The organism is Sphingopyxis sp. (genome assembly GCF_050725655.1).
Lineage (GTDB): Bacteria > Pseudomonadota > Alphaproteobacteria > Sphingomonadales > Sphingomonadaceae > Sphingopyxis.
In genome coordinates this window covers 1-25,356 of record NZ_JBOHHT010000002.1, presented here as the reverse complement: position 1 = coordinate 25,356, position 25,356 = coordinate 1, and the positions used below count along the sequence as shown (strand labels likewise).

At 63.2% G+C, this 25,356-nt stretch carries 21 protein-coding genes, 1 tRNA gene and 1 pseudogene; 13 read left to right on the top strand and 10 right to left on the bottom strand.

Features of this window, described 5'->3' with window-relative positions; translation table 11 throughout:
* Nucleotides 1-2: 2 nt before the first annotated feature.
* On the bottom strand, nucleotides 3-752 hold the full coding sequence (locus tag ACREBX_RS00210) for a queuosine precursor transporter (RefSeq protein ID WP_431559742.1): 750 nt from the start codon (nucleotides 750-752) through the stop codon (nucleotides 3-5).
* Between the two features lie 73 nt (nucleotides 753-825).
* Here ACREBX_RS00210 and ACREBX_RS00205 point away from each other — a divergent pair.
* Nucleotides 826-902 (top strand) — tRNA-Arg (locus tag ACREBX_RS00205).
* Between the two features lie 298 nt (nucleotides 903-1,200).
* Here ACREBX_RS00205 and ACREBX_RS00200 read toward each other — a convergent pair.
* Nucleotides 1,201-1,674, bottom strand: a pseudogene (locus tag ACREBX_RS00200) (IS1 family transposase); the annotation flags it as partial.
* Nucleotides 1,675-1,685: 11 nt separating this feature from the next.
* Between ACREBX_RS00200 and ACREBX_RS00195 the strand changes: the two are divergent.
* Nucleotides 1,686-1,916, top strand: a complete 231-nt coding sequence (locus tag ACREBX_RS00195; RefSeq protein ID WP_431559741.1) for a hypothetical protein — start codon at nucleotides 1,686-1,688, stop codon at nucleotides 1,914-1,916.
* Nucleotides 1,917-2,077: 161 nt separating this feature from the next.
* Here ACREBX_RS00195 and ACREBX_RS00190 read toward each other — a convergent pair whose 3' ends face one another.
* The 6 genes from ACREBX_RS00190 to ACREBX_RS00165 all read right to left on the bottom strand — a co-directional run bounded on the left by ACREBX_RS00190 (nucleotide 2,078) and on the right by ACREBX_RS00165 (nucleotide 9,629).
* Complete coding sequence (locus ACREBX_RS00190) at nucleotides 2,078-2,668, bottom strand: hypothetical protein (RefSeq protein ID WP_431559740.1); 591 nt, start codon at nucleotides 2,666-2,668, stop codon at nucleotides 2,078-2,080.
* A 48-nt stretch (nucleotides 2,669-2,716) separates the two neighbouring features.
* Complete coding sequence (locus ACREBX_RS00185; protein ID WP_431559739.1) at nucleotides 2,717-3,985, bottom strand: M24 family metallopeptidase; 1,269 nt, start codon at nucleotides 3,983-3,985, stop codon at nucleotides 2,717-2,719.
* Between the two features lie 25 nt (nucleotides 3,986-4,010).
* A complete protein-coding gene (locus ACREBX_RS00180; RefSeq protein ID WP_431559738.1) occupies nucleotides 4,011-6,269 on the bottom strand; it encodes a TonB-dependent receptor in 2,259 nt (752 codons plus the stop codon).
* A gap of 57 nt (nucleotides 6,270-6,326) precedes the next feature.
* Nucleotides 6,327-7,112 (bottom strand): HalD/BesD family halogenase, encoded by a 786-nt coding sequence (locus ACREBX_RS00175; RefSeq protein ID WP_431559737.1) that lies wholly within the window; start codon nucleotides 7,110-7,112, stop codon nucleotides 6,327-6,329.
* Nucleotides 7,113-7,233: 121 nt separating this feature from the next.
* Nucleotides 7,234-8,397: an MFS transporter gene (locus tag ACREBX_RS00170; protein ID WP_431559736.1), complete on the bottom strand. Its 1,164-nt coding sequence runs from the start codon at nucleotides 8,395-8,397 to the stop codon at nucleotides 7,234-7,236.
* The gene (locus ACREBX_RS00165; RefSeq protein WP_431559735.1) at nucleotides 8,394-9,629 is read right to left on the bottom strand and encodes an amidohydrolase family protein; all 1,236 of its coding nucleotides are present in this window, start codon (nucleotides 9,627-9,629) and stop codon (nucleotides 8,394-8,396) included. Before ACREBX_RS00165 ends, ACREBX_RS00170 begins: the two co-directional genes overlap by 4 nt.
* A gap of 107 nt (nucleotides 9,630-9,736) precedes the next feature.
* Here ACREBX_RS00165 and ACREBX_RS00160 point away from each other — a divergent pair, with 107 nt between their 5' ends.
* Nucleotides 9,737-10,663, top strand: a complete 927-nt coding sequence (locus ACREBX_RS00160; protein WP_431559734.1) for a LysR substrate-binding domain-containing protein — start codon at nucleotides 9,737-9,739, stop codon at nucleotides 10,661-10,663.
* Here the strand turns inward: ACREBX_RS00160 and ACREBX_RS00155 are convergent.
* Together ACREBX_RS00155 and ACREBX_RS00150 are read right to left on the bottom strand one after the other, a co-directional pair.
* Nucleotides 10,653-11,561 carry an alpha/beta fold hydrolase gene (locus ACREBX_RS00155; protein ID WP_431559733.1) on the bottom strand — a complete coding sequence of 303 codons (909 nt, stop codon included), beginning with the start codon at nucleotides 11,559-11,561 and terminating at the stop codon, nucleotides 10,653-10,655. The genes ACREBX_RS00160 and ACREBX_RS00155 overlap by 11 nt on opposite strands.
* A gap of 483 nt (nucleotides 11,562-12,044) precedes the next feature.
* Nucleotides 12,045-12,470, bottom strand: a complete 426-nt coding sequence (locus tag ACREBX_RS00150; RefSeq protein ID WP_431559732.1) for a hypothetical protein — start codon at nucleotides 12,468-12,470, stop codon at nucleotides 12,045-12,047.
* Between the two features lie 116 nt (nucleotides 12,471-12,586).
* Here ACREBX_RS00150 and ACREBX_RS00145 point away from each other — a divergent pair, with 116 nt between their 5' ends.
* From ACREBX_RS00145 to ACREBX_RS00100, 10 genes are all read left to right on the top strand, one after another.
* Nucleotides 12,587-14,896, top strand: a complete 2,310-nt coding sequence (locus ACREBX_RS00145) for a TonB-dependent receptor (protein WP_431559731.1) — start codon at nucleotides 12,587-12,589, stop codon at nucleotides 14,894-14,896.
* Nucleotides 14,897-15,040: 144 nt separating this feature from the next.
* Nucleotides 15,041-16,162, top strand: coding sequence for an MFS transporter (locus ACREBX_RS00140; RefSeq protein ID WP_431559730.1), 1,122 nt, complete (start codon nucleotides 15,041-15,043; stop codon nucleotides 16,160-16,162).
* Nucleotides 16,163-16,269: 107 nt separating this feature from the next.
* Nucleotides 16,270-17,463 (top strand): amidohydrolase family protein, encoded by a 1,194-nt coding sequence (locus ACREBX_RS00135; RefSeq protein ID WP_431559729.1) that lies wholly within the window; start codon nucleotides 16,270-16,272, stop codon nucleotides 17,461-17,463.
* 140 nt (nucleotides 17,464-17,603) lie between these two features.
* Nucleotides 17,604-18,509 (top strand): LysR family transcriptional regulator, encoded by a 906-nt coding sequence (locus tag ACREBX_RS00130; protein WP_431559728.1) that lies wholly within the window; start codon nucleotides 17,604-17,606, stop codon nucleotides 18,507-18,509.
* 156 nt (nucleotides 18,510-18,665) lie between these two features.
* On the top strand, nucleotides 18,666-19,652 hold the full coding sequence (locus ACREBX_RS00125) for a Rieske 2Fe-2S domain-containing protein (protein WP_431559727.1): 987 nt from the start codon (nucleotides 18,666-18,668) through the stop codon (nucleotides 19,650-19,652).
* Between the two features lie 69 nt (nucleotides 19,653-19,721).
* Nucleotides 19,722-20,522 carry an acetoacetate decarboxylase family protein gene (locus ACREBX_RS00120; RefSeq protein ID WP_431559726.1) on the top strand — a complete coding sequence of 267 codons (801 nt, stop codon included), beginning with the start codon at nucleotides 19,722-19,724 and terminating at the stop codon, nucleotides 20,520-20,522.
* Entirely contained in the window at nucleotides 20,522-21,391 is an 870-nt protein-coding gene (locus ACREBX_RS00115) for an SDR family NAD(P)-dependent oxidoreductase (protein WP_431559725.1), read from the top strand. The genes ACREBX_RS00120 and ACREBX_RS00115 overlap by 1 nt, the downstream gene beginning before the upstream one ends.
* Nucleotides 21,385-22,731: an MFS transporter gene (locus ACREBX_RS00110; protein ID WP_431559724.1), complete on the top strand. Its 1,347-nt coding sequence runs from the start codon at nucleotides 21,385-21,387 to the stop codon at nucleotides 22,729-22,731. Before ACREBX_RS00115 ends, ACREBX_RS00110 begins: the two co-directional genes overlap by 7 nt.
* Nucleotides 22,732-22,855: 124 nt before the next feature.
* Nucleotides 22,856-24,334, top strand: coding sequence for a flavin-containing monooxygenase (locus ACREBX_RS00105; protein ID WP_431559723.1), 1,479 nt, complete (start codon nucleotides 22,856-22,858; stop codon nucleotides 24,332-24,334).
* A 26-nt stretch (nucleotides 24,335-24,360) separates the two neighbouring features.
* Nucleotides 24,361-25,233, top strand: coding sequence for an SDR family NAD(P)-dependent oxidoreductase (locus ACREBX_RS00100; RefSeq protein WP_431559722.1), 873 nt, complete (start codon nucleotides 24,361-24,363; stop codon nucleotides 25,231-25,233).
* Nucleotides 25,234-25,356 lie beyond the last annotated feature (123 nt).

Here is a 25,356-nt window from a genome sequence, read left to right as displayed (position 1 = left end):
AATCAAACCTTGGCGCCGAACGGATTGAAATCGGTGCCTTCGTCGAACACATCGACACCTTCGCGCCGCTTCAACGCCCCGACCACCAGATAGGTTGCCGGGGTCAGCGCCGCTTCCCAGGCCGTTTTGATCAGCCATTGTGACAGGACAACTTCATAAAGCTGCTCGGGTGGCCAGCCGGCCAGGCCGTAAAAGGCGAGCGGGTAGAAAATCAGGCTGTCGAGCCCCTGGCCGACCACCGTCGAGCCTATGGTACGCGCCCACAGCTGCTTTCCGCGGGTCCGGATCTTCATCCGCGCAAGCACATAAGAATTGGCAAATTCGCCGACGCAGAACGCCACCATCGACGCGATGACGATGCGCCAGCTGTTGCCGAAGACGAATTCATAGGATGCTTGACCCGGCCAGCCCTCGGCAGGCGGCAGCGCGACGACAATCCAGGCCATGAACGCCATGAAGGCAAGCGCGGCGAACCCCGTCCAGATGACGCGCCGGGCCCGGGCATAGCCGTAAACCTCGGTCAGCACGTCGCCGATGATATAGCTGATCGGGAAAAACAGGACGCCGGCGCCGAACGCCCATTGGGTGCCGTCCGGCAAGGTGACATAGCTGGGTTTCGAGGCGCCGATGATGTTCGACAACAGCAATATGGCGACAAAGGCGGCCATCAACAGGTCGTAATAGCGGAAGTGGCGTACGCTTGCCGCGCTGACCTGGACCGGCCGGTTCGTCGGGGAAGAGGATTCGGACATGCGCCCGCTGCTTAACCCGCTTTGCAGCATAGGCAAACCACGCTATTCGCGGCGCGACGCAATCCGCCTATGCGCGCCCGTAGCTCAGCTGGATAGAGCACCCGCCTTCTAAGCGGGTGGTCGCAGGTTCGAATCCTGCCGGGCGCGCCATTCCCGTTCGATGTTGGGCACTGGTGCTGCGGTATGGTCGGATGTCCGACCGACCGCATGCCTCCAGTGCCCTCGTCGACCCAGATATCCGTATCTGCTGGTCACCCACCTCGACTCGTCCGACGATGGCCCGCGTGTAATATTGGCGCAGCGCTGGGTCATCGGAGCGGAGCCTCTCGCGCATCAGTTCGGCAAAACGTTCGATCAGCTCTGGCGTGATTCGACGCTCGGAATTGGCGAGTTGTCGTTCGAGCATGACGATATCGGTCTTCACATGCACGAGCTGTTCGGTAGTGTCTCAGTTTGAATTTGCCTCGCCCCGTTTTTTGTAGGGACCACGTTTCCCGGGTGCCGGTGCTAGCTCGTCGATCTTCGCGATAACATCGTCCAGCGACCATAGGCGGTCGGTAACGCCAGCGGCCATCGCGGGTGACATGCGCAGCGTCTTGTGGATGCGGGTGAAGTTGTAGAACACGAAATAGAGCGCCAGCGCGTGGATATGGTTGTCGATCTTCTTTGAGAAGGCGTTGGTCAGGCGGGTGAAGCGGCGCATCGACATACGCATGGTGAGGTTCTGGCGCTCAACGTAGCTGGTCGAAACGTGTGCAATGTCGGGATTGCCTTCGCGGCGGATTTTCTTGATGCCAGTGCATTCGGCGCGGCTGTACCGGCCCGGTGCGGTGATCGTGGGGCCATGGAGCTTCACAAGCTGCGCATAGTCCACATCGCCGCCGAACGCGCCTTCAACGGCTTCCAGATACCCGCCGCACCCGCCTCTATAGCGTGATCAACCTCAGCTACGAGTGGCTCGATGGCGCGGTTGCCAATGTATCGGGAACGCCGATCATCAACCGCGATCGCCGAATGTCAGGCGAACTGGGGCTTGGTGGCAGCTTCAGCTGGGGCGACGACCGCTTCACCCTCTATTCCGAGGTGTCGGGCGATACGGCGATCGCCGACTTCGGTGCGAGTTATAATCTGAAGGGCACCGCGGGCTTCCGCGCGCGGTTCTAGATTCGTGGTTCACGTTATAGAGAGGGCGGGCGTTTCGTCTTGAGAACGTCCGCTCTCTCTCTACTTGATTTGCTAAAAGCTGACCGACAACAATCGGCCATTCGCAGCCGCGCGTTTATTCTCGCTGCGGCCTTCTTCATGAGTCCCGGGAGGCGCCGCCGCTAAGCTGAACAGGCCGCAGTCATCCCACGGCGGCGGTTCGCTTTCCAACTTCGCACTGTTGCTGACATCGTCGTACCGCCAGATAGGATTTCTATCGAGGCAAGCCCGGGCGGCAACATCGCGCTCGCCATGGGAGTTTCAGTGCTCGCGGCCAGCCGGACATAACGGGCATTTACGGCTTCCTGGGGGAAGCGGGCGAGAAAATTCTCCGGGTCGCCATCATGCTCCGCATACCAAATGACGAGCGGCGTCCTTTGTTCGAAGGCTGGATCGTCCGAGCAGTCGATGTAGAAACGGACCGGCGACCGGCGCCCAGACGTCACGCCGGCCTCGGTCGGGCGCAACCGGACCGCGTCGATCGGTCTGGTGAAGCCCAGATCGACCTGGATCCAGGTATGGCCGTCGTGCCTCGCCCCATCGGCCGGTGAAAGGCGATAATAGCGCGACATCGAAGCGACAATTGGCCGTCCGGTCGGCTCCATAAGTGGCTCGCGCGCACGCGCGGACCCCAATGGCAGCAGGGGCGCGGCAACAAGGCCAATCCCGCCGATCGCGGATCGCGATATAAATTGTCGTCGGTTCGTCTGCATTCCTCGGTTCCCGAAAGAAGGATCGGCGTTTTCCGGTCGACGCCACGCTCAAATGTAGAAGGGCGTATTCGTTATCTGTTCGCAGCCGTCCTTGGTGACCAGAACATGATCCTCAAGACCGCTCATACCCACGCCATCCTGTTTCATAAAGGCTTCGACGGCGATCAGCATCCCGGGTTCATAGGGTTCATCGATCTTTTCATATTCCCTGACCATGATTTCGTTTGCCGCTGCGCCCTGCTTTTTCTCTTCATCCTCAAGCGCGCCGGGATCGCCGGCCGGGATGATGTGCGGCCCATAGAAGGTGCCCATCTGATGGCCGAAAATTCCCAAATTCAGGTCGATGCCGTCCCCCGAATAGCGCAAGGCCACTTTCTCGCCGATCACGCCGAGCTGTCTCGGCGTGACGCCGGGGCGGATCGCTTTGATGATCGCCTTGCACACCTCGGTGGCGCCCTCCAATATGTGCCGTTGCTCCTTGGTCGGACGCCCGCCGCAAACGGCGGTGCGGCCGGGGTCGAGCCAATAGCCCTGGAAGATCGGCCCCTGGATCCATCCGCGCACCATATCGCCTTTTCTGGGGGCGCTGGTGTCGTACCCGTACAGCATGTCGCCGAGGAGATATCGTCCAGCATGCGCGCCATGATGCATGTCGATGCGCGAGAAACAGCCACCACGCCGCATGATTTCCATCGCCGTCCGCGCCGCGGCCTCCGCCGACGTCTCACCGGCGAGCAGTGCGTCCATGCCCGCGGTCAATGCATGGGTGGTGATGTCGCCGGCGGTCCGAAACGCCTCCTGTTCGCGCTTCGACTTCACGCGCTGGGGTTCGAGCAGGAACCATTCATCGGTCACCCATTCGATCTGCGGGGTCAGGCTGCGCAGGCGCCGGTCGTACAGCCCGGGGAGCACGTCGTCGCCGACCACCGCGACACGCCCTTCGATGCCATGCTTGCGGAAATATTCGGGAAGCCCGGTGATCAGGCTCGGCTCGTGGACGATCAGCTCGCCGCACACCACCTTGGTATATTCGGTCTCTTCCGGAGGCTGCGCGCTGTGCAGTTCGGGCGCACGGCCCTCGCGGAACAGCACCGCCGAAAAGGTCCAGGCACCCATCTGGACGTCGTCCGCCCAATCTTGGCCCGTGCCGTTGTTGGCGAAATTGGTGAGCCAGAGACCGCTGCCGAGCCGGTCGTAGGAGCCCGCTCCGCGCGACCAGACGAGAAGAGTCTCGTAACCCTTGGCGCGCATGGCGTCCCACACCCGCTTCCAGCGCGCCTCATATTCCTCGCGCGGAAAGTAATTGTTGGCGGCCACATTCCGTCTCCCGAAAATAAGCCGATCAGCCCTTGATGCGGACCGTCAGGCCGATGGTTCGCGGCGTCGCATAGGTCACATTTTCAAACACGCCCGAAATCGTGCTGACCGCTCCCGAACCGATACCCAGGATGCCGCGCTTGTTGAAGGCGTTTCGGACGAACAGGCTGACGTCAATTGTGCCGCTCTCGGCGCCGATGTCGAAATTCGCAATGTCGTAAGCCGGACGGAAACGCCCCGAGTTTAGTGCGCCATCGATACCGAAAGGTGTCTTTCCGACATGCTGCCAGGCTCCGCGTGCATAAACTTCCCACGCATCGCTCACCGGATGGCGCAGTTCGGACGAAAGCGAGAATTTCCAGCGCGGGGTTTCAGGGATCGGGTCGCCCTTGGCATAGCCTGCCGATGCGCCGAAATCGGCCGGGACGCTGGAAAAGGTCGCGTCGGTGTAGCTCATTTGCCCGCTGATCGTCACATGGCGCGACGGACGCAGGCTCATTTCCAGTTCAGCGCCGTCGATGCGGGCGTCGCCGGCATTGGCGAAGAACTGGATGCCGCAGGGGTCAGGGATCGAAAGCTGGATGCCCTTTTGTTCGATCCGATAGGCGGCACCGTTTACGGTCAGCACCCGATCGGATGTTTCGACCTTGGCCCCGACCTCGTAGTTCCAGACCGAATCGGGATTGAAGACCTGACCCGCCGATTCGGCAAGCACGCATCCGAGTGCCGGAGAAATCGCTGCGTTTGCGCCGCCGGCCCGGAAGCCGCGCGAGACGGTAGCATAGAGGGTGGCGTTTTCGATGGGCTGGTATTTCACCGTGAAACGCGGGCTGGCGCTCGTCGTCTTCGCGGTGCCGCGCGGCGAATCCTCTCCGCATAGAACGCCGGGAATGGCTTCCCGGCAGCTCGCCTCGAGCGTGTTCTTTAGTTGATAAACCCGCAACCCGGCGATCAGTTCGAGCTGGTCGGTGGCCTTGAAATTGATTTCGGCGAAGCCGGCGATCTGCTGCTCGGACGTCTTCTGGATATAGTTATAGCTGTTCGGTCCGACCGGCCCGTCGGCCGGACCGAACAGGTCGTTGAGCAGATCGGAAAACGCCTGCCCCTCGAAATCCTCTCCCAGCGTCTGGTTGGTGTGGCTGAAATAGAGGCCAGCGATCCAGTTGAACGGCCCGCTGTTCGACGAGGTCAGCCGCAATTCCTGCGCATAGGTGTCCGCCTTGCCCGGCGTCCGGCTGCCGAACGGGGCGAACTCGCCGAAAATATTGTGGCTGAACAGGCTATAGTCGTGGAGTGAGTCCGCCTTTTTGCGAAGAAAGGAACTCGACGAAACCAGATCGATATCGCCGAGCTTTTTCTCGACGGTCAGGTTGGCGACGAACAGGTCGGTGCGCGATGGTTCCGAGCCGATCGCACTCGCACGGCCGAAACCCGGCAGGTTGGTCTGCGTCGCAATCGGATTGTCGCCGTTGATCCGCTGAAAGAACAGGCTTGGCGTGAGCGTGAGATCGTCGCCGGCCTCCAGCCGCACCGCGGCGCGGATGCCGAAGACTTCGGCGCCGTTGGCGTTCTTCTCGGCCAGCGTGTCTGCGGATTGCGGCGCGGAAAAACCCGCGAGCGTGCCGTCGTAGCGATCGATATAGCCGGCGATCTTCTCATAAGTACCGGTCAAGCGCAGCGCCGCGTTTGCAGAGAGCGGCAGGTTGATGGCCGCCTTCGCGCCGAATCCTTCGCCGCCGCCCTTGACGCTGTTGACGAAGGTCTCGCCGTGTGCGTCGAAAGCCGAAGGATCGGGCTGGTTGGTGATGAAGCGAATGGTCCCGCCGGTCGAACTCGATCCAAACAGCGTGCCTTGCGGGCCGCGCAGCACCTCTAGGCGCTGCATGTCGAACAGATCGATGCTCGGCGTGCCGCTGTAGACATCGGTCCGGAAATCGAACGGCGTATCGTTGATATAGACCGCGACCGCCGGCGCGAGGCCGAGATCGGTGCTGAGACCGCGAAGCCCGATGTTGGACTCGCCCGGACCGACGGGCGTGAAGGTCAGGCTGGGCGTATTGCGGACCAGGCTTTCGGTGTCGCGGATTGCCAGGCGCTCGAGCGCCTCGCTGCCAAAGGCGGTCACCGCCTGCGGCACGTCCTGAAGCCGGCTTTCGCGCCGCTGGGCGGTCACGACAATGTCGCCGCCCGACCCTTCGCCGGTGCCGGCTTCGCTCTGCGCATATGCCGACGGGGCAAAGGCGCAGCCCGACAGCAAGGAAATCATCATGGTCCGCTTCAACATATCAATCCCTCTCGAGTTATTTTCTTGTTTCGGCGTCGATCCGCCGCGCGGCACCCCTTACGGCGCCGCAAGCACTTCGGTGCGGCCGAGCCCGTTTTGCTTGACCGTGTCCGCGTAAATGAAGCCGGGTTCGCGGTGGTAGCTGAGCAGCGCGATGATCCGCTGCGTGTTCCCGGCGACCTCGGTCACGCGGTGCAGCGCCCGGCGTCCGCGGAAGAGGAGCAGGGTGCCGGCCCCGACCTTCTGGAGGCGGGTTCGGGGCGACGCGCCGTCGAGAATGGCGTGGATATCCTCGGGCGGCGCATCGTCGACGCCTGGCGCATATTCGAACGCGCCGCCGGTCTCTGCCTCCTGCAACAGCAGCGAGACGACGAAGTCATTGTCGTCGAAATGCCAACCCTGCTGATCGCCCACGCCCATATAGGTGAGGTTGATGTTGATGAGCGGATCGGCGATCGTATGAAGGCTGTCGATGTCCAGCGCGTCGCGGACGAGCGACATCAGCTCCTCCGATTCATAGAAGCGGCGCAGCGCCCCCCCGGAATCGAGAAGGTCGGAGCCCAATATCCACATCGAATAAGGCGACGTGCGGCTGCGCAGTTCCTCGTCGGCGATGGCCGCGATCGGGCCCTGCGGGTTGAAGCCGAGCCGCTGATCCCGGCGATAGGCGAGCGGGAATTTTGCGGCGGCCTCGGCCACCATTTCAACCAGCGCATCGGGGGAAATGAAATCGGGAAAGGCGGCGGCGCCATCTTCCCCGAGCTGGCTGGCGGCTCTGCCGACGATCGCGGCCCGACGATCGGGATCGAACAGGGGGTATAGATTGGCGTTGACGATGGACATGAAGGCTCCTGACAAAGACGGCCGGAAGAAATCCGCTCCATGAGATAATCGCATGCACGGCATCGCACGCCAGCAGAGTATTTCGGGGTTATCATCTCGAAATGTGATGAAGCCGAAGGCATCAATCCGCTGAACGGGGGCGCAGGCTGATCGTCCCGGCAACGGCGGCGGCCACGCACAGGAGGCAAAAGGCGCTGACGGCGCCAAGTGACAGATTCTGGAGCAGCAGCCCGCCGATCGCCGGCCCGATCGCGAGGCCGCCGCCTGTCATTGCGGGTGTCAGCGCGATCAGTCGCCCGTCGCGGTCGACCGATGCCAACAGGCCGAATTGAAAGGCATATTGAAAGGGCCATGCAAAGGCGAACAGGCTGACCGAAAGGATGAAGGGTGCCGTGCCGGGCAGAAACGCGAGACCCCCGACCCCGGCGACAAGGAGGCTGAGCCCGGACAACAGGCCGGTGGCCCGCGATAGGCGATCGGCCACCACGCTCGCGACAAGCGAACCCGCGAGGCCGCCGAAGGCCGAAGCGGAAAGTGCGAAGGCCACGGTACCGGGCGAGAGCCCCTTGCCGACGCCGATGCGTTCGAGAAACGGCCACAGTGAGGCCATGCCGATGAAATAAAGGAGGATGCAGGCCAGCGCGCCGATGACGAGCGGGTTGGCGGACAGGCGGCCGTGGCGCGGCCCCGCAGGCGCCGGCTGCGCTCTGCCGATGACGGGGGCAAGCCAGAAGCCGGGAAGGGCGATCGCGGACAGGATCAGGAAAAGCCATGGCCATCCCAGGCTGACTGCGATCCAGCCGAAACTGCCCATGCCGACCATCCCGACAACCGACTGGCCCGCGAAATAGACGCTGATGCTGCGCTCGGGGCGCGCCGACCGACCCATCGCCGCGTAACAGATTCCGCCGACCACGCCTTCGCCAAGCCCCGAGAAGACCCGTGTCGCCGCGACATAGCCATAATGGCCGTCGAGCATGGTCAACAAATTGCCGGCGATCATCACCGCAAGAGCGGCGCGAATGACCACAGCCCAGCCGAACCGCGCGGTGATCAGAGGGCATAGCAGGCTGCCGATGAGGATTCCGCCCATATTCAGCGCGGCGATCGTGCCCGCCCCCGCCACGCCATAGCCAAAGCGATCCGCGAACACGCCGACCATTACAGGCAGGACCGCTGGCAGCGTTGCCGCCGCGACGCCCAGATAGATCGCCGCCCATGTCGAGGCGGGCGGCGTCGAAACGAAGGACGTCGGCGAAGCGGCGGGCGCGATATATGCCGTCATGCCGACCCGGGCTCGCGCTTGTGGAACTGTCCCGCCTTCATAATCGCGCGCAGCCGCCGGCCGTCTTCGGCGAGCAGTGCAATATCTTCGAGCGGGTCGCCGTCGACGACGAGCAAGTCGGCGGTGGCACCCGGAACGATGCGGCCGAGGTCAGGCCGCTCCAATATGTCGGCGCCGGTGACCGTTGCCGATCGCAAGATCGCGGCGGCGGGCTGGATCTCGCGGCGATAGAGGAATTCGCGCGCCTGCATGTCGAACACATCGCCGGGCAAATCGGTGCCGAAACCCAGCGGTACGCCCGCGCGCCACGCGGTCTCGAATCCCTGCATCGCGAGGTGGGCAATCGCCTTCGCCTTCGCCGCCGCCGCCGCGGGCAGGCCGAGCGCCTCGCCGCGCTCGGTCAGCGCCATCACGACCGACAGAGTCGGTACGGCAAAGCCGCCGGCATCGCGCAGCGCGTCGGCGGCTTCCGCTGAAATCAGCGTCGCATGCTCGACCGTCCGCACGCCCAGTTGCGCGGCGCGCATCACTGCCTCGGCCGTGTGGGCATGCGCTGCGACATAGCGGCGCCACCGCGCCGCCTCCTCAACTGCGGCCTGCACTTCATCATCGGTGAACTGCTGCATCCAGATGGGATCGGTGGGCGAAAGCACACCGCCCGACAACATGATCTTGATACAGTGCGCGCCCATGCGCAATTCCTCGCGCGCGGCGCGGCGCACTTCGTCGGCGCCGTCGACCACATGCGCGATCATGTTCATCCGGCTGCACCCGCACGGTTCGACATCCTCATGGCTGGGGCGCATGTCGCCATGACCTCCGGTCATTGAAAGGGTGCGGCCGGCGTAGAAGAAGCGCGGCCCCGGGATCAGGCCATCTTCGATCGCCTGCGCAAGGCCATGATCGCCCCCGCCGACATCGCGCAGGCTGGTAAATCCGCAATCGAGCGCGTGCCGCAGCATCCGGGCGGCATGGGCCGAAGAATAGGTGGATGGATGATCGAGAAGCTGGGCCGCGTTGGCGCTCGAAAGCCTGGCATGGATATGAACATCGATCAGGCCGGGGAGCAGGGCACCGCCGCGCACGTCGACGATATCGGCATTGGCGACGCGCGCCGGACCCGCATCGACCGCCGCGATCCGGCCGTTTTCGACCACCACATGGCAATCCTCGCGATAACCGTCCGCCGTTTCGTTCAACACGCGGGCATTTTCAAACACGATTATCGTCAACTTGTCCCCCATCGGTTTTGCCTGAAAGTGGACAGCCTAGGCGCAGCGGGGCCGTCCCGTAACAAGAGAAATGTGGACACTCGATGCCTTTTTGATATGCAAGGGTGATGAGGAGCCTGCGCCAGTCCCTGCCACCGCTCAACGCGCTCGCGGTATTCGAAGCGGCGGCGCGGCACCGCAGCTTCACACGCGCGGCCGCCGAGCTCAATATCGCACAGTCGGCGGTCAGCCGCCACGTATCGAACCTCGAAGCCGATCTTGGGGTCACGCTCTTCATGCGAAGCGGCAACCGGCTCGCGCTCACCGGCGCGGGAGAAACGCTGGCCGACGCGATCCTGTCCGGGCTTGGCCGCATTCGCGACAGCGTCGAGGCGATCCGTCGCCGGCGCGGCGAAGCCGACAGCTTCACCATCGCCTGCACCTATGCGATGGCGCACGATTGGCTGATGCCGCGGTTCGGCATGCTGCGAGCGGTGCTGCCCAAGGCGCAGCTCCGCCTGATCACATCCGACACCTATCAGAGCTTCGATGCCGACGAGGTGGATTTGTCTATCCGCTATGGCGAACCGTCCGACTGGCCGGGCCTCAGACACCGCAAACTTCTCGAGGAAGAAGTTTTCCCCGTTTGCGCCCCGGCGATGCTGGCGCAGTTTCCGGGCCTTGCCGAAGATAGCCCGCAGGCATGGCGACAGGCACCGTTGCTGCATTTTGCGCCCGATGCGCAGGGCCGCGTCGACTGGCTCGACTGGTTCGGCGATCTCGGTATCGCGCCATCGCAGGACGGCCCGATGTTCAGCGCTTATACGCCGATGCTGCAGGAAGCGCTGGCCGGGCGCGGCGTCGTGCTCGGCTGGCGCGGTATCGTCGATCCCTATCTCGAAACGGGCCAACTCGTGCGTTTGGCGAACCGGTCGATGACCTCGGGGCACGCCTTCTACGTCGTCCACCACCCCGACGCCTGTGAATCGGTGATTGAGGCGGTGATCGAGGTGCTGGCGAATCCCGAACCGCCAGCTGCCCCGGTTATTTCCTGACGCTGCCCGCAAGGAAGCGTTCGACTTCGAGCGCGAATTTCTCGGGCTCCTCGACCTGGGGCGAATGTCCGCTCCGCTCGAAATAGACCAGCCGTGCGCCCGGGATGGTCTGACTGATCTTGTACGCGACCGTCGGCGAAACATTCGCATCGAAGCGTCCGTTGATGACAAGTGTCGGAACGTTGAGCTTGGCGAGGGCGGGGTAAAGATCGAGCTTCATCGCATCGAGCATTACCTCGGTGCAGACTTCCTGCGAGAAGGTGCCGGTGTCGCCGCCGCCCGCTGCCAGATTGCGCTGGTCGTAATAGGACATTCGGTCATAGGCATCGATCGCGATGCATCCCATTTGTCCTGCCGGCGTCGTGTCGGGGGGAATGGCCGCCACAATTTCCGGATATAGCTTGTCGAAAAGAAATTCATGTTCGGCAGGCTTCGGCGCGCCCGATCCTACGAGCACGAGATGCCTGACATGCTGGGGATAGCGGACCGCATAAGCCATAGAGAGAATGCCGCCCCAGCTGTGCCCGAGCAGATCGATGCGCTCGACCTTCAGATGCCGCCGAAGCGCTTCCAAATCGCGGACCATCCCGTCGACGGTCATGTCTTCGGGTCCTCTCGCCGCCGGCGATTTGCCAGTGCCACGCTGGTCGTAAAAGATGATTTGACGACGGGCGGACATTTCCTTCCAGGCCGGCGCATTGACGAGATAGCTGTGATCGAAGCCGGGCCCGCCGTTTACGGCGACAAGCGGGACGTCGCCCGGCGCACCGATCGAGACGTGATAGAGCGTCTCGCCGCGTGGATCCGGCGATTCCGGTTCGTGTGCAGAAGCAATGCCCGGCGCAGCGAGGCCAAGGCAAAGCGCGAGGACGATCTGGCGAGGCTTGCGGAAGGTCATGGGCGCTGTCTCCGGGAAATTGGTCGTTCCAGCGATTAGGAAGGAAGCCGATTGATGGCGACCGCAAAGATCAGATGCATCCATGACAACAGGTTATGAAATTGGCGGAGGATATGAATTGCTACTCAGCCCACCACGTCTGCTTCCTGAAATTCGAGTTCAAAAGCCGCCGGTCCGCTAGCGGCCAGTACGGCCCCGATCTGATTTGCGCGCAAGGGCGACCGCGCACTTTTCCATATGCGGCGGCGTCGTGCGGAACGTCGCGGGACATACCGTAGTGTGGTCAGGTCGCCACAAAAATAGACGGCCCGCTGGTCGAATAGGCCGAGAGTGATGCCGCAGTGCAACACGTGGTATCTATCGCAACTATGGGATCGCTTTTAGAACCTCTCCGCGGCACAGGTCGCAAGACAGCTTTTAGAACGATTGTAAGGGCGCGGAACGTCAAAAATCAGGCACGAAGCTGACGTCAGACTTCACGCGTCACGGTAATTTCCCAATGATTTGAGTGCCCATCATATTCATGTCGGGCGCGCCAATTTTCAAGCTAGGCGCCGTCTCGGTACTGGGCCGCAGATTGCGCCAGGGATTTTCAACAGTTTCCACCGATTTTGCGTGATTTTCGGCCAGTCGACGTAACATAGTTGCATCACGGCGGCCCCCTTGATCGTCCCCAAAATCCAGGTCTTCCGCGAGATCGATCGGACCCGTGATAGAGTCGTCGGAGATATTCGTCGCGTTGATCGCGCAGCTTCCTCGATGATCATCGTGCAAATCCTGTGCCGGGTCGTTCGAGACCGTGATATTCAAACAAGCCGCCAAGTTTCCTGAAATCCTTTGTGAAAGTGGCTTGCGTGCTCGGGCGCGCATGATCGCATTCGCCATGGAGGTGAACAGTGTGGTCACCATGGCGCGCTTTACCGCTGTAGTTCGTTGGTTATCCTCACAAACAACTATCGGGCCGAGCATCGAGAAGCCCGAAGATCGACGGTTGAACCCAGCCGTCGAGGGACGAGGGAGCAAATATGAAAATTCTGAGAGCTGCTTTGGCGGCGGTTACGGTCACGACGGCGCTGAGTTCTTCGTTGGCATTCGCACAGGCGCCGGAGAGTAAGGGCGAGGTGGCGGCAACCGGCGAAGGCGAGATCGTCGTCACGGCGCAGCGCCGCGAGGAGCGGCTGGTCGATGTGCCGATCTCCGTCTCCGCCGTGAGCAGCGCCGCGATCGACCGGGCGCAGGTTCGCAGCGTGTCGGACATCGCGACGATCGTGCCGAACATTCAGATCAACGAAACGATCGGCAACAGCTTCGGCCCGCTGATCACCATCCGCGGCCTGTCGCCTTCGGCCGACACCAGCCTTGCCCGCGACCAGCCCGTGGGGCTCTATATCGATGGTGTGCCGATCGGGAAATCGACCGGCGCCGCCTTCGACACCGTCGATCTCGAACGCGTCGAGGTGCTGCGCGGGCCGCAGGGCACGCTTTATGGCAAGAACACAATCGGCGGCGCGGTCAATCTGATTACCCGCAAGCCGAGCGGCGAATTCGGCGGCCAGTATCTGGCCGGCGCCGGGAGCTGGGGCCAGTTCAACCAGCGGATCTCGATCGATCTGCCCGAGGTGGCGGGTTTCAGCGCCAAGGTCGGCCTCATCACCAAGCTCGACGGCGGCTACTACCGCAATTCGGTGCGCAAGGATAATTTCGGCGAAGAGGAATTGTGGGCGGCGCGCGCCGACCTTCTGTGGCGCCCGTCGGGCAGCTTCAGCGCGCTCTACAGCTATGATATTTCGGACAGCAAAGGCACGCCGAACCAGCTTGCCGCCACCGCGGTCACCGGATCGGGCGCGACCGCGTTCGTCAACGCGCTGATGGCGCCTTATGTCGTCACCGGACGGACGCGAGAGATCGGGGCGCAAAGCGCGCTCCGCAGCGACTACCGCACCAACGGACACGCGCTCACGCTCGAATGGGAACCCGGTATCGGTGACCTCACGCTTAAGTCGATCACCGCGCGGCGGACCGCCATAACCCGGTCGGCGAGCGATTTCGACGGCAGCCCGCTCGACCTGCTGCGCATCATCCTCGACAATAATTACAAGCAGTTCACGCAGGAATTTCAGGCGATCGGGACCGTCGGCGACTTCAAATACACGCTCGGCGCCTTTTACCTCGATGACGAGTATGACGTGTATAACCCGCGCTGGAACTTCCAGTTCGGCGGCAACGCCTTCGACATCAGCGAGCGCGGCGGCCGTTCGAAATCCTATGCCGGCTATGGCCAGCTTGCGTGGACGCCGCGCGCGCTCGACGAGAAGCTGACGGCGTCGGTCGGGCTTCGCTACACGCGGGAATCGAAGCATGCTTATGAGCTGCTGCTGTCCAATTCGGCCTATCGGACCAATCCGGCCGCGCCCGGTTCGGGCGTGTTCCTGCGCGACGCGAACGGCAACCCGGTCACCCGCAGCGGCGGCCCGGCGGCGGGTGCACGGCCGGGTGCGGGAGGGATCGGCTATACCGACCTTAGCCCGCTCGAAAATTCCGGGGTCTGGAAACGGTTCAATCCCGAATTCAACGTCCTCTACAAATTCCAGCGCGATTTTTCGATCTACGGGCGTGTGGCGACGGGTTTCAAAAGCGGCGGCATCAACGATACCGCCGCGACCAATGCCGCCTTCATGACCCCCTATAATCCCGAAAAGCTGACATCGTTCGAGCTCGGGGTGAAATATGGGGGCTTCGGCAACACGCTCAACCTGAGCGCCGCCGTCTATCATTCGATCTACAAGGATTTCCAGGCGGGTGTGTTCGTTCCGTCGCTGGTGACGACGAACATCATCAACGCGGGCAAGGCGAAGTTCACCGGCTTCGAGGTCGAAGGGGCGCTGCGCCCCGTGGAAGGGCTGACGTTCAATTTCGGCGGCGGTTACGTCGATGCCCGTTACACCGATTTCATCCTTCCCGACGGCACCGACGTCACCGACACCTATGTGCTCTCGCGCGTGCCCAAATGGAATTATCGGGTTGGCGCGCTGTACCGCCACGATGCCGGTGTCGGACGGCTGGAAGCGAGCCTGAACTACAGCTGGCGCAGCAGCCAATTCTCGTCGATCACGCCCGACCCGCTGGCCAAGATGCCGTCCTATGGCCTGCTCGACGGGCGCATCGCGCTCACCGAGATCGAACTCGGCCGCGGCACGACGCTTGAGGTCGCGGCTTGGGGCAAGAATCTGACCGACAAGGAATATCTGGTCAGCGCGATCAACCTTGGAGTGCTCACGCTCGGCCAATTTGGCGATCCACGCAGTTTCGGCGGCGAAGTTCGTATCCGCTTCTGACCGCGGCGACGTCGGCATGTCTTTGGTATTGGACCCGCCGCGCACCGGGTCGCGGTGGGTCCTGCCCTTTCTCGGGGCGGTGACCTTCCTCACCGCGATCGGCAATATCGGGCTGGTGTCGGTCATGCGACGATCGGCCGGCTGTTGCACATCCCGGATTTTCTGGTCGCAGGCATCTTTTCGCTCTCGGCGCTGACCTGGGCGATCAGCGCCCCCTTCTGGGTGTCGCGGATCGAACGCAAAGGGCCGAATCCCTATATCCGGGCGGGTCTTGTCGGCTTTATCGTGTCGATGGGCGGCTGCGCGCTGTCGGTCGAGCTGGGCCTGCTGGGGCTGCTCACACCTTTCGCCGCTTTCCTGCTCTTTTCGATATTGCGGTCGACCTATGGCCTGCTTGGTTCGGCGGCCGCCACCGCGACGCAGGCGCTGATCGCGGCCCAGACCACCGGCGCCGCACGGACGCGGGCGATTACGACGCTGGCCGGTTCGCTCAGCCTTGGCACCATCGTCGGACCGGCGATCGCGCCTGCGCTGATCGTCGATCCGTTCGGACCGCTCGGACCGATGCTGGGCTTTGCGCTGCTCGGCAGTTTCGCGCTTGCCGGAGCCTTTGTGTGCCTTCCGCGCGACCGGCGTGGCGCTGAGTCAGTTCTCGGCGGCGCGCCGAACATGTCGCTCGCGCAGGTGTGGCGCCGCAAGGAGGTTGGGCATCACCTGAGCTTCGGGCTGCTGCTTTGCTCGGCGCAGGCGATCAACCTCTATACGATCGGTTTCGTGATCATCGACCGGATGGCCGGCGATCCGATGGCGGCGCAGCGGATGATCGGCATCGCCATGACCGCGGCCGCAGTGGCCGCGCTGCTCGGCCAATGGGGGTTCGTCCGGCTGTTCTCGCCCTCGCCGCTCGCGATGATGCGGATCGGCACCGGCTTTGCTTTTGCCGGCAATAGTTTGGCCGTATTCGACGGAGATGTGCGCACCGCTGTCGCGGGCTTCATTCTTGCGAGCTTCGGCTACGGCCTCGCGCGCCCGGGATTCAGCGCAGCGGCTTCGCTTGCCGGATCGACCGGGGATCAGGTGGCGATCGCTTCGGCGATCACCTTCATCGCCGGGGCATCGATAACGCTGCCGCCCGTCATTGCGTCCGCCGCCTATCAATGGTGGCGCCCGGCGCCGTTCGCGATCGCCGCGGCGATCGGTGCCGCCTTGCTGCTCAGCCATCTGCTGCCCGCGCTTGTCCGGCATATTGTCCATGACGAGCGATAGATCGTTCGCGCCGACCCGCTTTATCCGGCGGGCGAAGCGCATAGTGTCGAACCATGGCGCGCCCGGCAAATGATGACCGTGCGCTGGATAGAAACTGGAGAGAGAGTGTGGATCGTTATCTTGTCATTTCGTCGGACGGCCATGTCGGCCTGCCCCCCGAAAAATATCGGGGCTATCTGGAATCGAAATATCATCCGCAGTTCGACGAGACGGTCCAGCTGGAGATCAAGGCGCGCGAGGAACATGAAAAGCGCTTCCTGATCGACGATTTCAACAACAAGTGGCGCTCGCGCGTCGGCGACGGGCTCGAGGGCGCGTGGGACGGTACGATCCGCAACCGCGTGCTCGACGGGGACGGCGTCGCCGCCGAAGTCCTGTTTCCCGACGGGATCACCGAACGCAACGCGCCGCCCTTTGGCGCTGACATTGGCCTCCGCCCTTCGGCTTCGCGCGCGGAACTGCAATGGGCCGGTGCGCGGGCGCATAATCGCTGGCTCGCCGAATTCTGCCAGGACGATCCGCACCGCCGCATCGGGCTCGCGGTGATTCCGGCACTCTACGACATCGACGAGACCGCGAAAGAGATCGAATGGGCGAAGCGCCACGGCCTGAAGGGCGTGTTTTTCCCCGCGCTGACCGACGGCTACGACCTCTATAACCACACCAAATATCACCGCATCTGGGCGATGCTCCAGGAAATGAACATGCCGCTTCATTTCCACTCGGGCGCCGCACCTGCTTATGACACGACCCAGCCCGGCTGGATCGGCACCTTCCTGTGCGAGTTCGCTTTCTGGATGACGCGGCCCCTGTGGGCGATGACCTTCGGCGGCGTTTTCGAGGAATATCCGAAGCTGAAAGTCTGTTTCACCGAGGCCGGCGGCGAATTCTGGTTCCCGTGGGTGATGCAGCTGATGGATGTCCGCGCATCGGCCAAGCATACGAGCGGAAAACTCGGCGATTATTATGCCAATATGAGCATGAAGCCGAGCGAGTATTTCGCGCGCAACATCTGGGTCGGCTGTTCGGCGCTGCCCGATGAGGAAACGACGCAGGCTTATTATGACATCGGGGTCGACCGCATCCTGTGGGGCACCGACTATCCGCATCCCGAAGGAACCTGGCCGCACACCTTCGAAAAAATGTCGGCCAGCCTCGGCGGATTGCCCGATGACGATATTCAGGCGATGCTCGGCATCAACGCGCTCGACGTTTATGACGTCGATGCCGATGCGCTGTGGAAAATCGCAGGCGAAATCGGCCCGCGCCGCGAATTGTTCGTCAAGCAGGCGGCCGAATAGACCCGCCCGCCGGGAAACCTGCCGTCGTCGCTGTGCTTGCGCGGGCCACGGGCCCGCATTACGCACCGCTCCTGCCCGGCGGGTTTCCCAGAGCGATCATTATGCGTTCAACTGGCCAGGGCAGGTTCTAAGGTGGGTTGATGTCAAGCTGGCGCGGGATCGAGGAATTTTTGGCGGTTGTCGAGCAGGGCAGTTTTACTGCCGCGGGCGATCATCTGGGAGTTTCCAAATCCTATATCAGCAAGACCGTGCACGAACTGGAAGAGCGGCTCGGTGTCCAGTTGCTCGTCCGCACCACGCGCCGCCTGTCGCTCACCGGCGCGGGCGAGAGCTTTCAGCGCGAATGCGCGCAGCTGCAACTGCGCTTGAGCGAAGTCGAAAAGCAGGTCGGCCTCTATAGTACCGAACCGGTCGGACGTTTGCGCGTCGGGCTCAGCGATATTTTCGGATCGGACTTCATGTCGGCGCTGCTCGCCGAATTCAGCGCCGAGCATCCCGGCATCGTGATCGAGCCGATCGCCTATCTCAACGAGAATGAAATCGTCCAGGAGCGCTTCGACGTCGTCATTCGTTACGGCGTGCTGCCCAATTCCAGCCTGCGTGCCCGGACCTTTGGCTATCTATCCTATTGCCTGTGCGCCGCGCCAGAATATGTCGCGGCGCGCGGCTGGCCCGAGACACCGCAGGCCCTCCTTGAACACGACTGCCTGACCGACCTCAGCGCGACGATGAGTTTCAACGACGAGGTCAGCGTCAAGGTCAATCCGCGCTGGATGAGCAACAGCGGCATCGCGCTGCGCAGCGCGGCGCGAAAGGGCCTCGGTATCGCGAGCTTGCCGGTCAGCATCGTCCGTCAGGATCTCGCGAGCGGCGGGATGCTCGCGCTCGATGCCGAATGGTCATTTTACGACCGGAAATGCTGGGTCGTCTATTCGCCGGGGATCATGTCGGTCGCGACGCGTGCTTTCATCGACTATCTGGTCCGCCAATTCTCGCGCGTGAAGGTCCGCCCGTCGATGGCGGCATCGCTGGCGGCGCGCTACTGACCGCATCTTGTGTGCCCATTGTTCGCGAGAGCGCACAAACTGTACGCGATTTCGGTCTTACCTCCGACGCGGCAGGCGATACACTTGCCATCAAGAACCGCCCAACAAGGGCGGCCATCCGGGAGACTGACGTTGCCACAGGTTGAACGCTTTCCGATGCCCATTCCCCATGGCTGGTTCGGGATTGGCTATGGGTCCGATCTCGGGATCGGCGACGTCCGGGCGGTCCGCTATTTCGGGCGCGATCTCGTCCTGTTCCGCAACGAACAGGGGGAGGCGGGACTGCTCGACGCCTATTGCCCGCATCTTGGCGCGCATATGGGGCATGGCGGGACGGTCGAGGGCGACAGCATTCGCTGTCCCTTCCATCACTGGGCGTTCCGGCCCAACGGTTTTTGCAGCAGCATTCCCTACGCCAAGGCTTTCCCGCCGCGGGCGAAGCGCGAGGCGCTGGCCCGGTCCTATCCGGTGACCGAAAAGAGCGATGTCATCTGGGCCTGGTATCATCCCGACGGTGCCCAGCCGATGTTCGACGTGATCGACTATCCCGAATTTACCGACACCGATTGGGCCACGCCGATCAAGCGTGAATGGCGCTTTGCCAGCAATCCGCAGGAAATTGCCGAGAATGGCGTCGACGTCGCCCATTTCGCCTATGTCCATTCGATGGACGCGGTGCCGGAGGGCGAGACCGATTATGAGGGCGTGCGGCGGCGCAGCGTCGCGCGCGGGCATCGTACCATCGACCTGCCGTCGGGCGAGCGCAAGCAACTGCCCTATTCGGTCGAAACGATCCAGAACGGGGCGGGACAGAAGTTCACGCGATTGAGCGGGCTCGTCGAACTGTCGCTGCTGGTCATCGCCACCCCCGTCGAAACCGACGACGTCGAGCTGCGCTTCTGCTTCACGCATCCGAAGGTCGCGCCCGGTTCGCCCGAGGAAAAGGCGATCGAGGCGGCGATCGAGAATACGTGCGGGCAAAAGGGCGTCGAGGGCGATATTCCGATCTGGCATAACAAGATCCACCGCGCCCGGCCCTATCTGTGCGATGGCGACGGTCCGATCCTGCGTTTCCGCCGCTATTTCGAGCAATTTTATGCCGATGGCCCCGACGGAAACCGCCTCGTCGAAGCCGCCGAATAGGGCCTCCGCGCTCGCGGAAAACTGTCACCGTCAACTAGCTGCGCCTTGGGCGCCATAGGGAGAATTGCGATGTCCAGACTGCGTTATATCCAGGGTTCCGTCGAAACCCGTGCGCCAGGTATGTTGCGCAACACCGTATACGGGATTCGCGCGACATATGAGACCGATCCCGAAATCATCGCCGCATTGTTGCCGCAACCACTCGTGGCGGCCGAGCGGCCCGAAATCTGGCTGCAGATGGCGCATGTGGCGATGCATGTGACGGAAACCGACACGGTCGAAATCGGCGCGCTGACCATGGGGGTCAATTGCACCCACGAAGGCGCGCCGGGCGCCTATTGCTTCCACATGGCGATGGAGGGCGAAACCGTCGTCACCTCGGGGCGCGAACGCTTCGGCGAACCGAAAAAGATCGCCGAAACGCATTTCGAACGCAATGGCGATCATCTGCGTGCGACCTGCTCGCGTCACGGCATCGTCTATTTCGAAATCGAAGGCAGGATCGGCGAAGCGATCGATCAGCCGCTGAAATTCGAAGAGCATCTCTTTTGCTACAAGGGCATGCCGTCGATCGACCAGCCGGGCCAGTTCGACGGCGACGTCTTCCTCACGCGCCTCAACTGGGAACGCAATTACAGCGCCCGGCGGGCGATGACGGGGACGATCACCTTGCGCGATTCGGCCTATGATCCGCTCGCCGATATTCCGGTCCGCCGCCTCGTCGACATGCAATATGTCGAAGGCGGGACCGCGACCGGCGGCACGCTGCTGCGCAAGGTGCCGGGCGAGTGGATCGCGCCGCACTGGGTCGGGCGGCACGATGATCCGCGCAACGTCGGGGTCGAGATCGGCGAGCGGAAGGCCGCCTGATGGACGATTTTACCGGCCGGGTGGCCGTCGTAACGGGTGGCGCGAGCGGGGTCGGAAAATGTCTGTGCGCCGACCTCGCGCGCGCCGACGCGCATGTGGTGATCGCCGACATCGATCCGGCGCGGCTCGAAACCGTGCGCGGCGAGATCGATGCGCTGGGGTCGGGGCAGGTGCTTGCCATCGCGTGCGATGTGACCAAGGAAGCGTCGGTGCGCGCGCTGGCGGATCAGGTTTTCGACCGGTTCGACACAGTGCATATCCTGTTCAACAACGCCGGCGTCGGGCTGGGCGAGGCGCAGCGCAAGATATGGACACTTCCGCTCAGCGACTGGCGCTGGGGCATCGATGTCAATGTGCTCGGCGTCGTTCACGGGATCGCGGCCTTCGTACCCCGGATGATCGAGGCGGGGCAGGAGGGCGTGATCGTCAATACCAGCTCGACCAATGGCGGGCTGCGCTCGCTTCCCAACACCCCCATCTATGCCGCCACCAAGGCGGCGGTGACCAGCATCTCCGAAGTGCTGCACCAGCAATTGCTGCGCGAAGGAGGCAAGCTGCGCGCGGCCACGCTCTTCCCGGGACCGCACACGGTCAACACGGCGATCATGGCATCGGGTGAGGTCCGCCCGAAGGACTATGTCGAGAATGAAGCGCAGACGAAGGTCGCCTATCGCACGATGGAGGATCTGGTACGGACGACCGGGCTCAAGCTCAAGCTGACCGAGCCCGCGGAGGTATCCGCCTTCGCGCTCGACGGCATCCGGGCGGGGCGTTTCTGGCTTCTGCCCGAAAGCGAGGAGAATGACGTGTTGATCGCCGCGCGCACCGAGCAGATATTGGCGCGGCGGGACCCGCCGTCGGCATGGTGAGCGCCGCGGTGTCCGAAGAGCCGGCGCGCGGCGCGAGCGCGCGCGGCGGCGTCTATCGCTGGCTGGTCGTTGCGATCCTGTTCGTCGGCTATTGCTTCAGCGCGATCGATGCCCGCGTGCTGACGTTGATGGTCGAACCGATCCAGCGCGACCTGGGTCTCAGCGATTTCGAGATCAGCCTGCTCCAGGGCTTTGCCTTTTCGCTCCTCTACAGCATGGCCGCGCTGCCGATCGGCCGCTTCGTCGACCGCACCAAAAGGCGCGCGACGTTGATCGTCTGGGGGGTGCTGTTCTGGTCGGCGATGACCGCCGCCTGCGGCTTTACCAGCAGCTTCATCGGTCTCTTCCTCGCGCGCGTCGGCGTCGGGGTGGGCGAAGCAACGCTCAGCCCGACCGCCTATTCGCTGATCAGCGACTATTTTGAGCGCCGCCGCCGGGCGCTGGCGATCAGCTTTTATGCGATCGGCTATCCGATCGGCGGCGGCCTCGCGCTGTTGATCGGCGGCTGGCTGCTCGTGCGATTCACGAAAACGGGCGGCGTGACATTGCCGTGGCTTGGCAGTTTCGAACCGTGGCAGATGGTGTTCCTGTGCGTTGCGGCGCCCGGATTGATCGTCGCCGCGATGATGATGACGATCCGCGAGCCGGCGCGGCAGGAACTGGCGGCGAACCTGTCGGTGCAGAGCAGCCTGCGCGAAGGGTTCGACTATATTGCCGAGCGCTGGGCGCTATTCGGTTCGCTGATCGGTTCGCTCAGCCTGATCGCATTGCTGGCGATCGGAACCGCGCTGTGGTTCCCGACCTTCCTGATCCGCAGCTATGGCATGAGCCCTGCCGAGGTGGGGATGTCTTACGGGATGATCATGCTGACCTGCGGCACCGTCGGCACACTGTCGGGTGGCTGGCTCGCGGGACGGTTGATGCAGGGCGGCCGGGCGGACGCCAATATGCGCGTCGTGCTGATCGCGACCTTGCTGAAGGGCGTGCCGCTGGTCATCGCGCCGCTGATGCCGACCGCCTTTTGGTCGCTGACGATGATGGCGATCGGCACGCTGATCGGGCAGGCGTCGCAAGGCGTGATGCTGACGGCGATTCAGGATGTGACGCCCAATCAGCTGCGCGGACAGGTCACCGCCATCTCGTTGCTGTGCGTCAATCTGGTGGGGATGGGGCTCGGCGCCAGCGTCATCGCCGCGATCACCGATTTCGGTTTCGGCGACCAGGCCGCACTGGGCTATTCGATCGCGATCGCCGGCGCGGTCGTGCTGCCGCTGATCGTGGCGCTGCTTCTGGTTGCCCTGCCGCATTACCGCCGCGCGATCGAAAGCACCGCAAGATAGCGCCAACCGCTCCTGACCGGCGGCTGTTGTTCCTCCATTCCCGATCTCGTCCGTTTGAGTGATGTGAGCGCCCGGCAGCGGACGTAGGGACGGAGCAAGAGCAATCGGAAAAATGGAGTGGATAGTGGAGCGCAATCTGGACCTGCGATATGTCGTCATCGGTGCCGGCATGTCGGGTATATTGGCGGCGATCCGCCTGCGCGAGGCCGGCTATCGCAACGTCACGCTTCTCGAAAAAGCCCAGACGGTGGGCGGCACCTGGCGTGAGAACCGCTATCCGGGGCTCAACTGCGACGTTCCCGCCCACGCCTATACCTATAGTTTCGCGCCCAACGCCGAATGGAGCAGCTATCTCGCCCCCGGACACGAGATCCAGGATTATTTCGAACGCGTGACCGCCGACTACAGCCTGCGCGACATCGCGCATTTCGGGCAGGAGGTCGAAAGCTGCGTCTATGCCGACGGCGTCTGGCGGATCGCGACGAAGGCGGGCATGGCGTGCGAGGCCGACATCGTCATCACCGCGACCGGCGTCCTCCATCATCCGCGCATGCCCGACATTGATGGGCTGGGCGACTTCGCCGGAACGATCGCCCACAGCGCGCGCTGGGACGAAACGACCCCGCTCGACGGGCGGCGCATCGGCGTCGTCGGCAACGGGTCGACCGGCGTGCAGCTGGTCTCCGCCCTCGGTGGTCGCGCGGGCAAACTCAGCCATTTCCAGCGCTCGCCGCAATGGATCATGCCCGTACTCAACGAGCCTTATGACGAAGAACAGCGCGACGCCTTTCGCCGCGACCCGGCGCTGATCGATGCGATCCGCTATGACCCCCAATATCTCGCCAATGTGCTGCGTTTCACCGAAGGCATCATCAAGCCCGATTCAGAGGAAATGCAGATCATCGAGGCGATGGTGCTCGGCTATCTGGAACAGGGCGTGATCGATCCCGTGCTGCGCGAAAAACTGCGCCCCGACTATCGCGCGGCGTGCAAGCGGCTGATCTTTTCGCCCGACTATTATCAAGTGGTCCAGCAGCATGATGTCGACATCGTCGTGGGCGGGATCGACCGGATCGAGCCCGAGGGTATCCGTACTAGGGACGGGGTGCTGCACGAACTCGACCTCATCATCCTCGCGACGGGGTTCCACAGCGACCGCTTCATCCGCCCCGCCGTCGTGACCGGACGCCGCGGCGTCGCGCTCGACGATGTGTGGCGCAAGCATGCGACCGCCTATAATGCGATCTCGCTTCCCGATTTCCCGAATTTTCTCTTCCTCAACGGGCCGACCGGCCCGGTCGGCAACTTCTCGCTCATCGATGTCGCCGAACGCCAGTGGGGCTATGTCGAGCAACTGCTCGACAAGGTAGCGACGGGCGAATGCGACGAAATTTCGGTGAGCGCCGACGCGATGACGCGCTATGAAGAGGCGCGCATCGCGGCCGCCAAGGGGACGATTTTCGCCTCGGGCTGTTCGAGCTGGTATCTCGGCAAGGACGGCGTGCCGATGACCTGGCCGTGGAGCTATGGCCGCTTCGCCGAAGTGATGGCGCAGCCCGACTTCGACGATTTCGAAATGGTGAAGGCCGAGGTTACCGCCTGAAGGCGAGGCCCAATCGGGAGAGTGAAATGGCAAATCCGGCAATCGCCATCGTGACGGGCGCCAGCCGCGGCGCGGGCAAGGGCATCGCGATCGGTCTCGGCGAAAAGGGAATGACGGTCTATGTCACCGGCCGCAGCAGCGATCGCAGCGATGCGACGGGGTGGGACGGCGCGCCGCTGGCGGGGACCATCCATGAAACCGCCGAGGCGGTGACGGCCGCGGGCGGCAAGGGCATCGCGGTCGCCTGCGATCACGCCGACGATGCGCAGGTCGCGGCGCTTTTCGAAAGGGTGCGGAAGGATGCGGGGCGGCTCGACATCCTCGTGAACAACGCCACCTATATCCACCACCAGCTCATCACCCAGGCGCCCTTCTGGGAAAAAGAGCTTGCGGCGGTGGAAATCCTCAACGTCGGATTGCGCTCCGCCTATGTCGCGAGCTGGCACGCGGCCGCGATGATGGTGGAGCAAAAGTCGGGGCTGATCGCCTTCACCTCCTCCTTCGGCGCGAGCTGCTATATGCATGGCGCGGCCTATGGCGCGCAAAAGGCGGGCGTCGACAAGCTCGCGCACGACATGGCGGTCGATTTCAGGCCGCATGGCGTCCGCACCGTCTCGATCTGGCTGGGCCCCCAGATCACCGAACGCGCGCTGGGCGCGGCCGAGGTGCACAAGGAGCAATATGAAGGCTTCATGGCGATGGCCGAGATGCCGCAGTTCACCGGGCATATCATCCACGCGATCGCCGGTGATCCGCAGGGCGAAGAGCTGTCGGGGCACACCGTCATCGGCGCCGAGATCGCAGGACGCTATGGCATCACCGACCGCGGCAAGACGCCGCCCTCGCACCGCGAGATGCTGGGCAGCCCGCGCGAACCGAATCCCGCGATCGTCTATTAGGACCAATCGACATTCAGCCCATGGCGGTCTGCAAATGGCAATTTCCCGTGCTTCCGGTGCTCACGTACCAGATGTACGCTGCGCTCCGGGTCACGGAAAACCACCATTTTCGACTCACCCTGA

What these genes read in the sequence shown, in the direction of transcription:
- ACREBX_RS00170 (WP_431559736.1), bottom strand. Translation starts at nt 8,397, where the DNA reads ATGACGGCATATATCGCGCCCGCCGCTTCGCCGACGTCCTTCGTTTCG.
- ACREBX_RS00160 (WP_431559734.1), top strand. Translation starts at nt 9,737, where the DNA reads ATGAGGAGCCTGCGCCAGTCCCTGCCACCGCTCAACGCGCTCGCGGTA.
- ACREBX_RS00210 (WP_431559742.1), bottom strand. Translation starts at nt 752, where the DNA reads ATGTCCGAATCCTCTTCCCCGACGAACCGGCCGGTCCAGGTCAGCGCG.
- ACREBX_RS00190 (WP_431559740.1), bottom strand. Translation starts at nt 2,668, where the DNA reads ATGCAGACGAACCGACGACAATTTATATCGCGATCCGCGATCGGCGGG.
- ACREBX_RS00155 (WP_431559733.1), bottom strand. Translation starts at nt 11,561, where the DNA reads ATGACCTTCCGCAAGCCTCGCCAGATCGTCCTCGCGCTTTGCCTTGGC.
- ACREBX_RS00100 (WP_431559722.1), top strand. Translation starts at nt 24,361, where the DNA reads ATGGCAAATCCGGCAATCGCCATCGTGACGGGCGCCAGCCGCGGCGCG.
- ACREBX_RS00125 (WP_431559727.1), top strand. Translation starts at nt 18,666, where the DNA reads ATGCCCATTCCCCATGGCTGGTTCGGGATTGGCTATGGGTCCGATCTC.
- ACREBX_RS00175 (WP_431559737.1), bottom strand. Translation starts at nt 7,112, where the DNA reads ATGTCCATCGTCAACGCCAATCTATACCCCCTGTTCGATCCCGATCGT.
- ACREBX_RS00115 (WP_431559725.1), top strand. Translation starts at nt 20,522, where the DNA reads ATGGACGATTTTACCGGCCGGGTGGCCGTCGTAACGGGTGGCGCGAGC.
- ACREBX_RS00145 (WP_431559731.1), top strand. Translation starts at nt 12,587, where the DNA reads ATGAAAATTCTGAGAGCTGCTTTGGCGGCGGTTACGGTCACGACGGCG.
- ACREBX_RS00150 (WP_431559732.1), bottom strand. Translation starts at nt 12,470, where the DNA reads ATGGTGACCACACTGTTCACCTCCATGGCGAATGCGATCATGCGCGCC.
- ACREBX_RS00120 (WP_431559726.1), top strand. Translation starts at nt 19,722, where the DNA reads ATGTCCAGACTGCGTTATATCCAGGGTTCCGTCGAAACCCGTGCGCCA.
- ACREBX_RS00130 (WP_431559728.1), top strand. Translation starts at nt 17,604, where the DNA reads ATGTCAAGCTGGCGCGGGATCGAGGAATTTTTGGCGGTTGTCGAGCAG.
- ACREBX_RS00110 (WP_431559724.1), top strand. Translation starts at nt 21,385, where the DNA reads ATGGTGAGCGCCGCGGTGTCCGAAGAGCCGGCGCGCGGCGCGAGCGCG.
- ACREBX_RS00180 (WP_431559738.1), bottom strand. Translation starts at nt 6,269, where the DNA reads ATGTTGAAGCGGACCATGATGATTTCCTTGCTGTCGGGCTGCGCCTTT.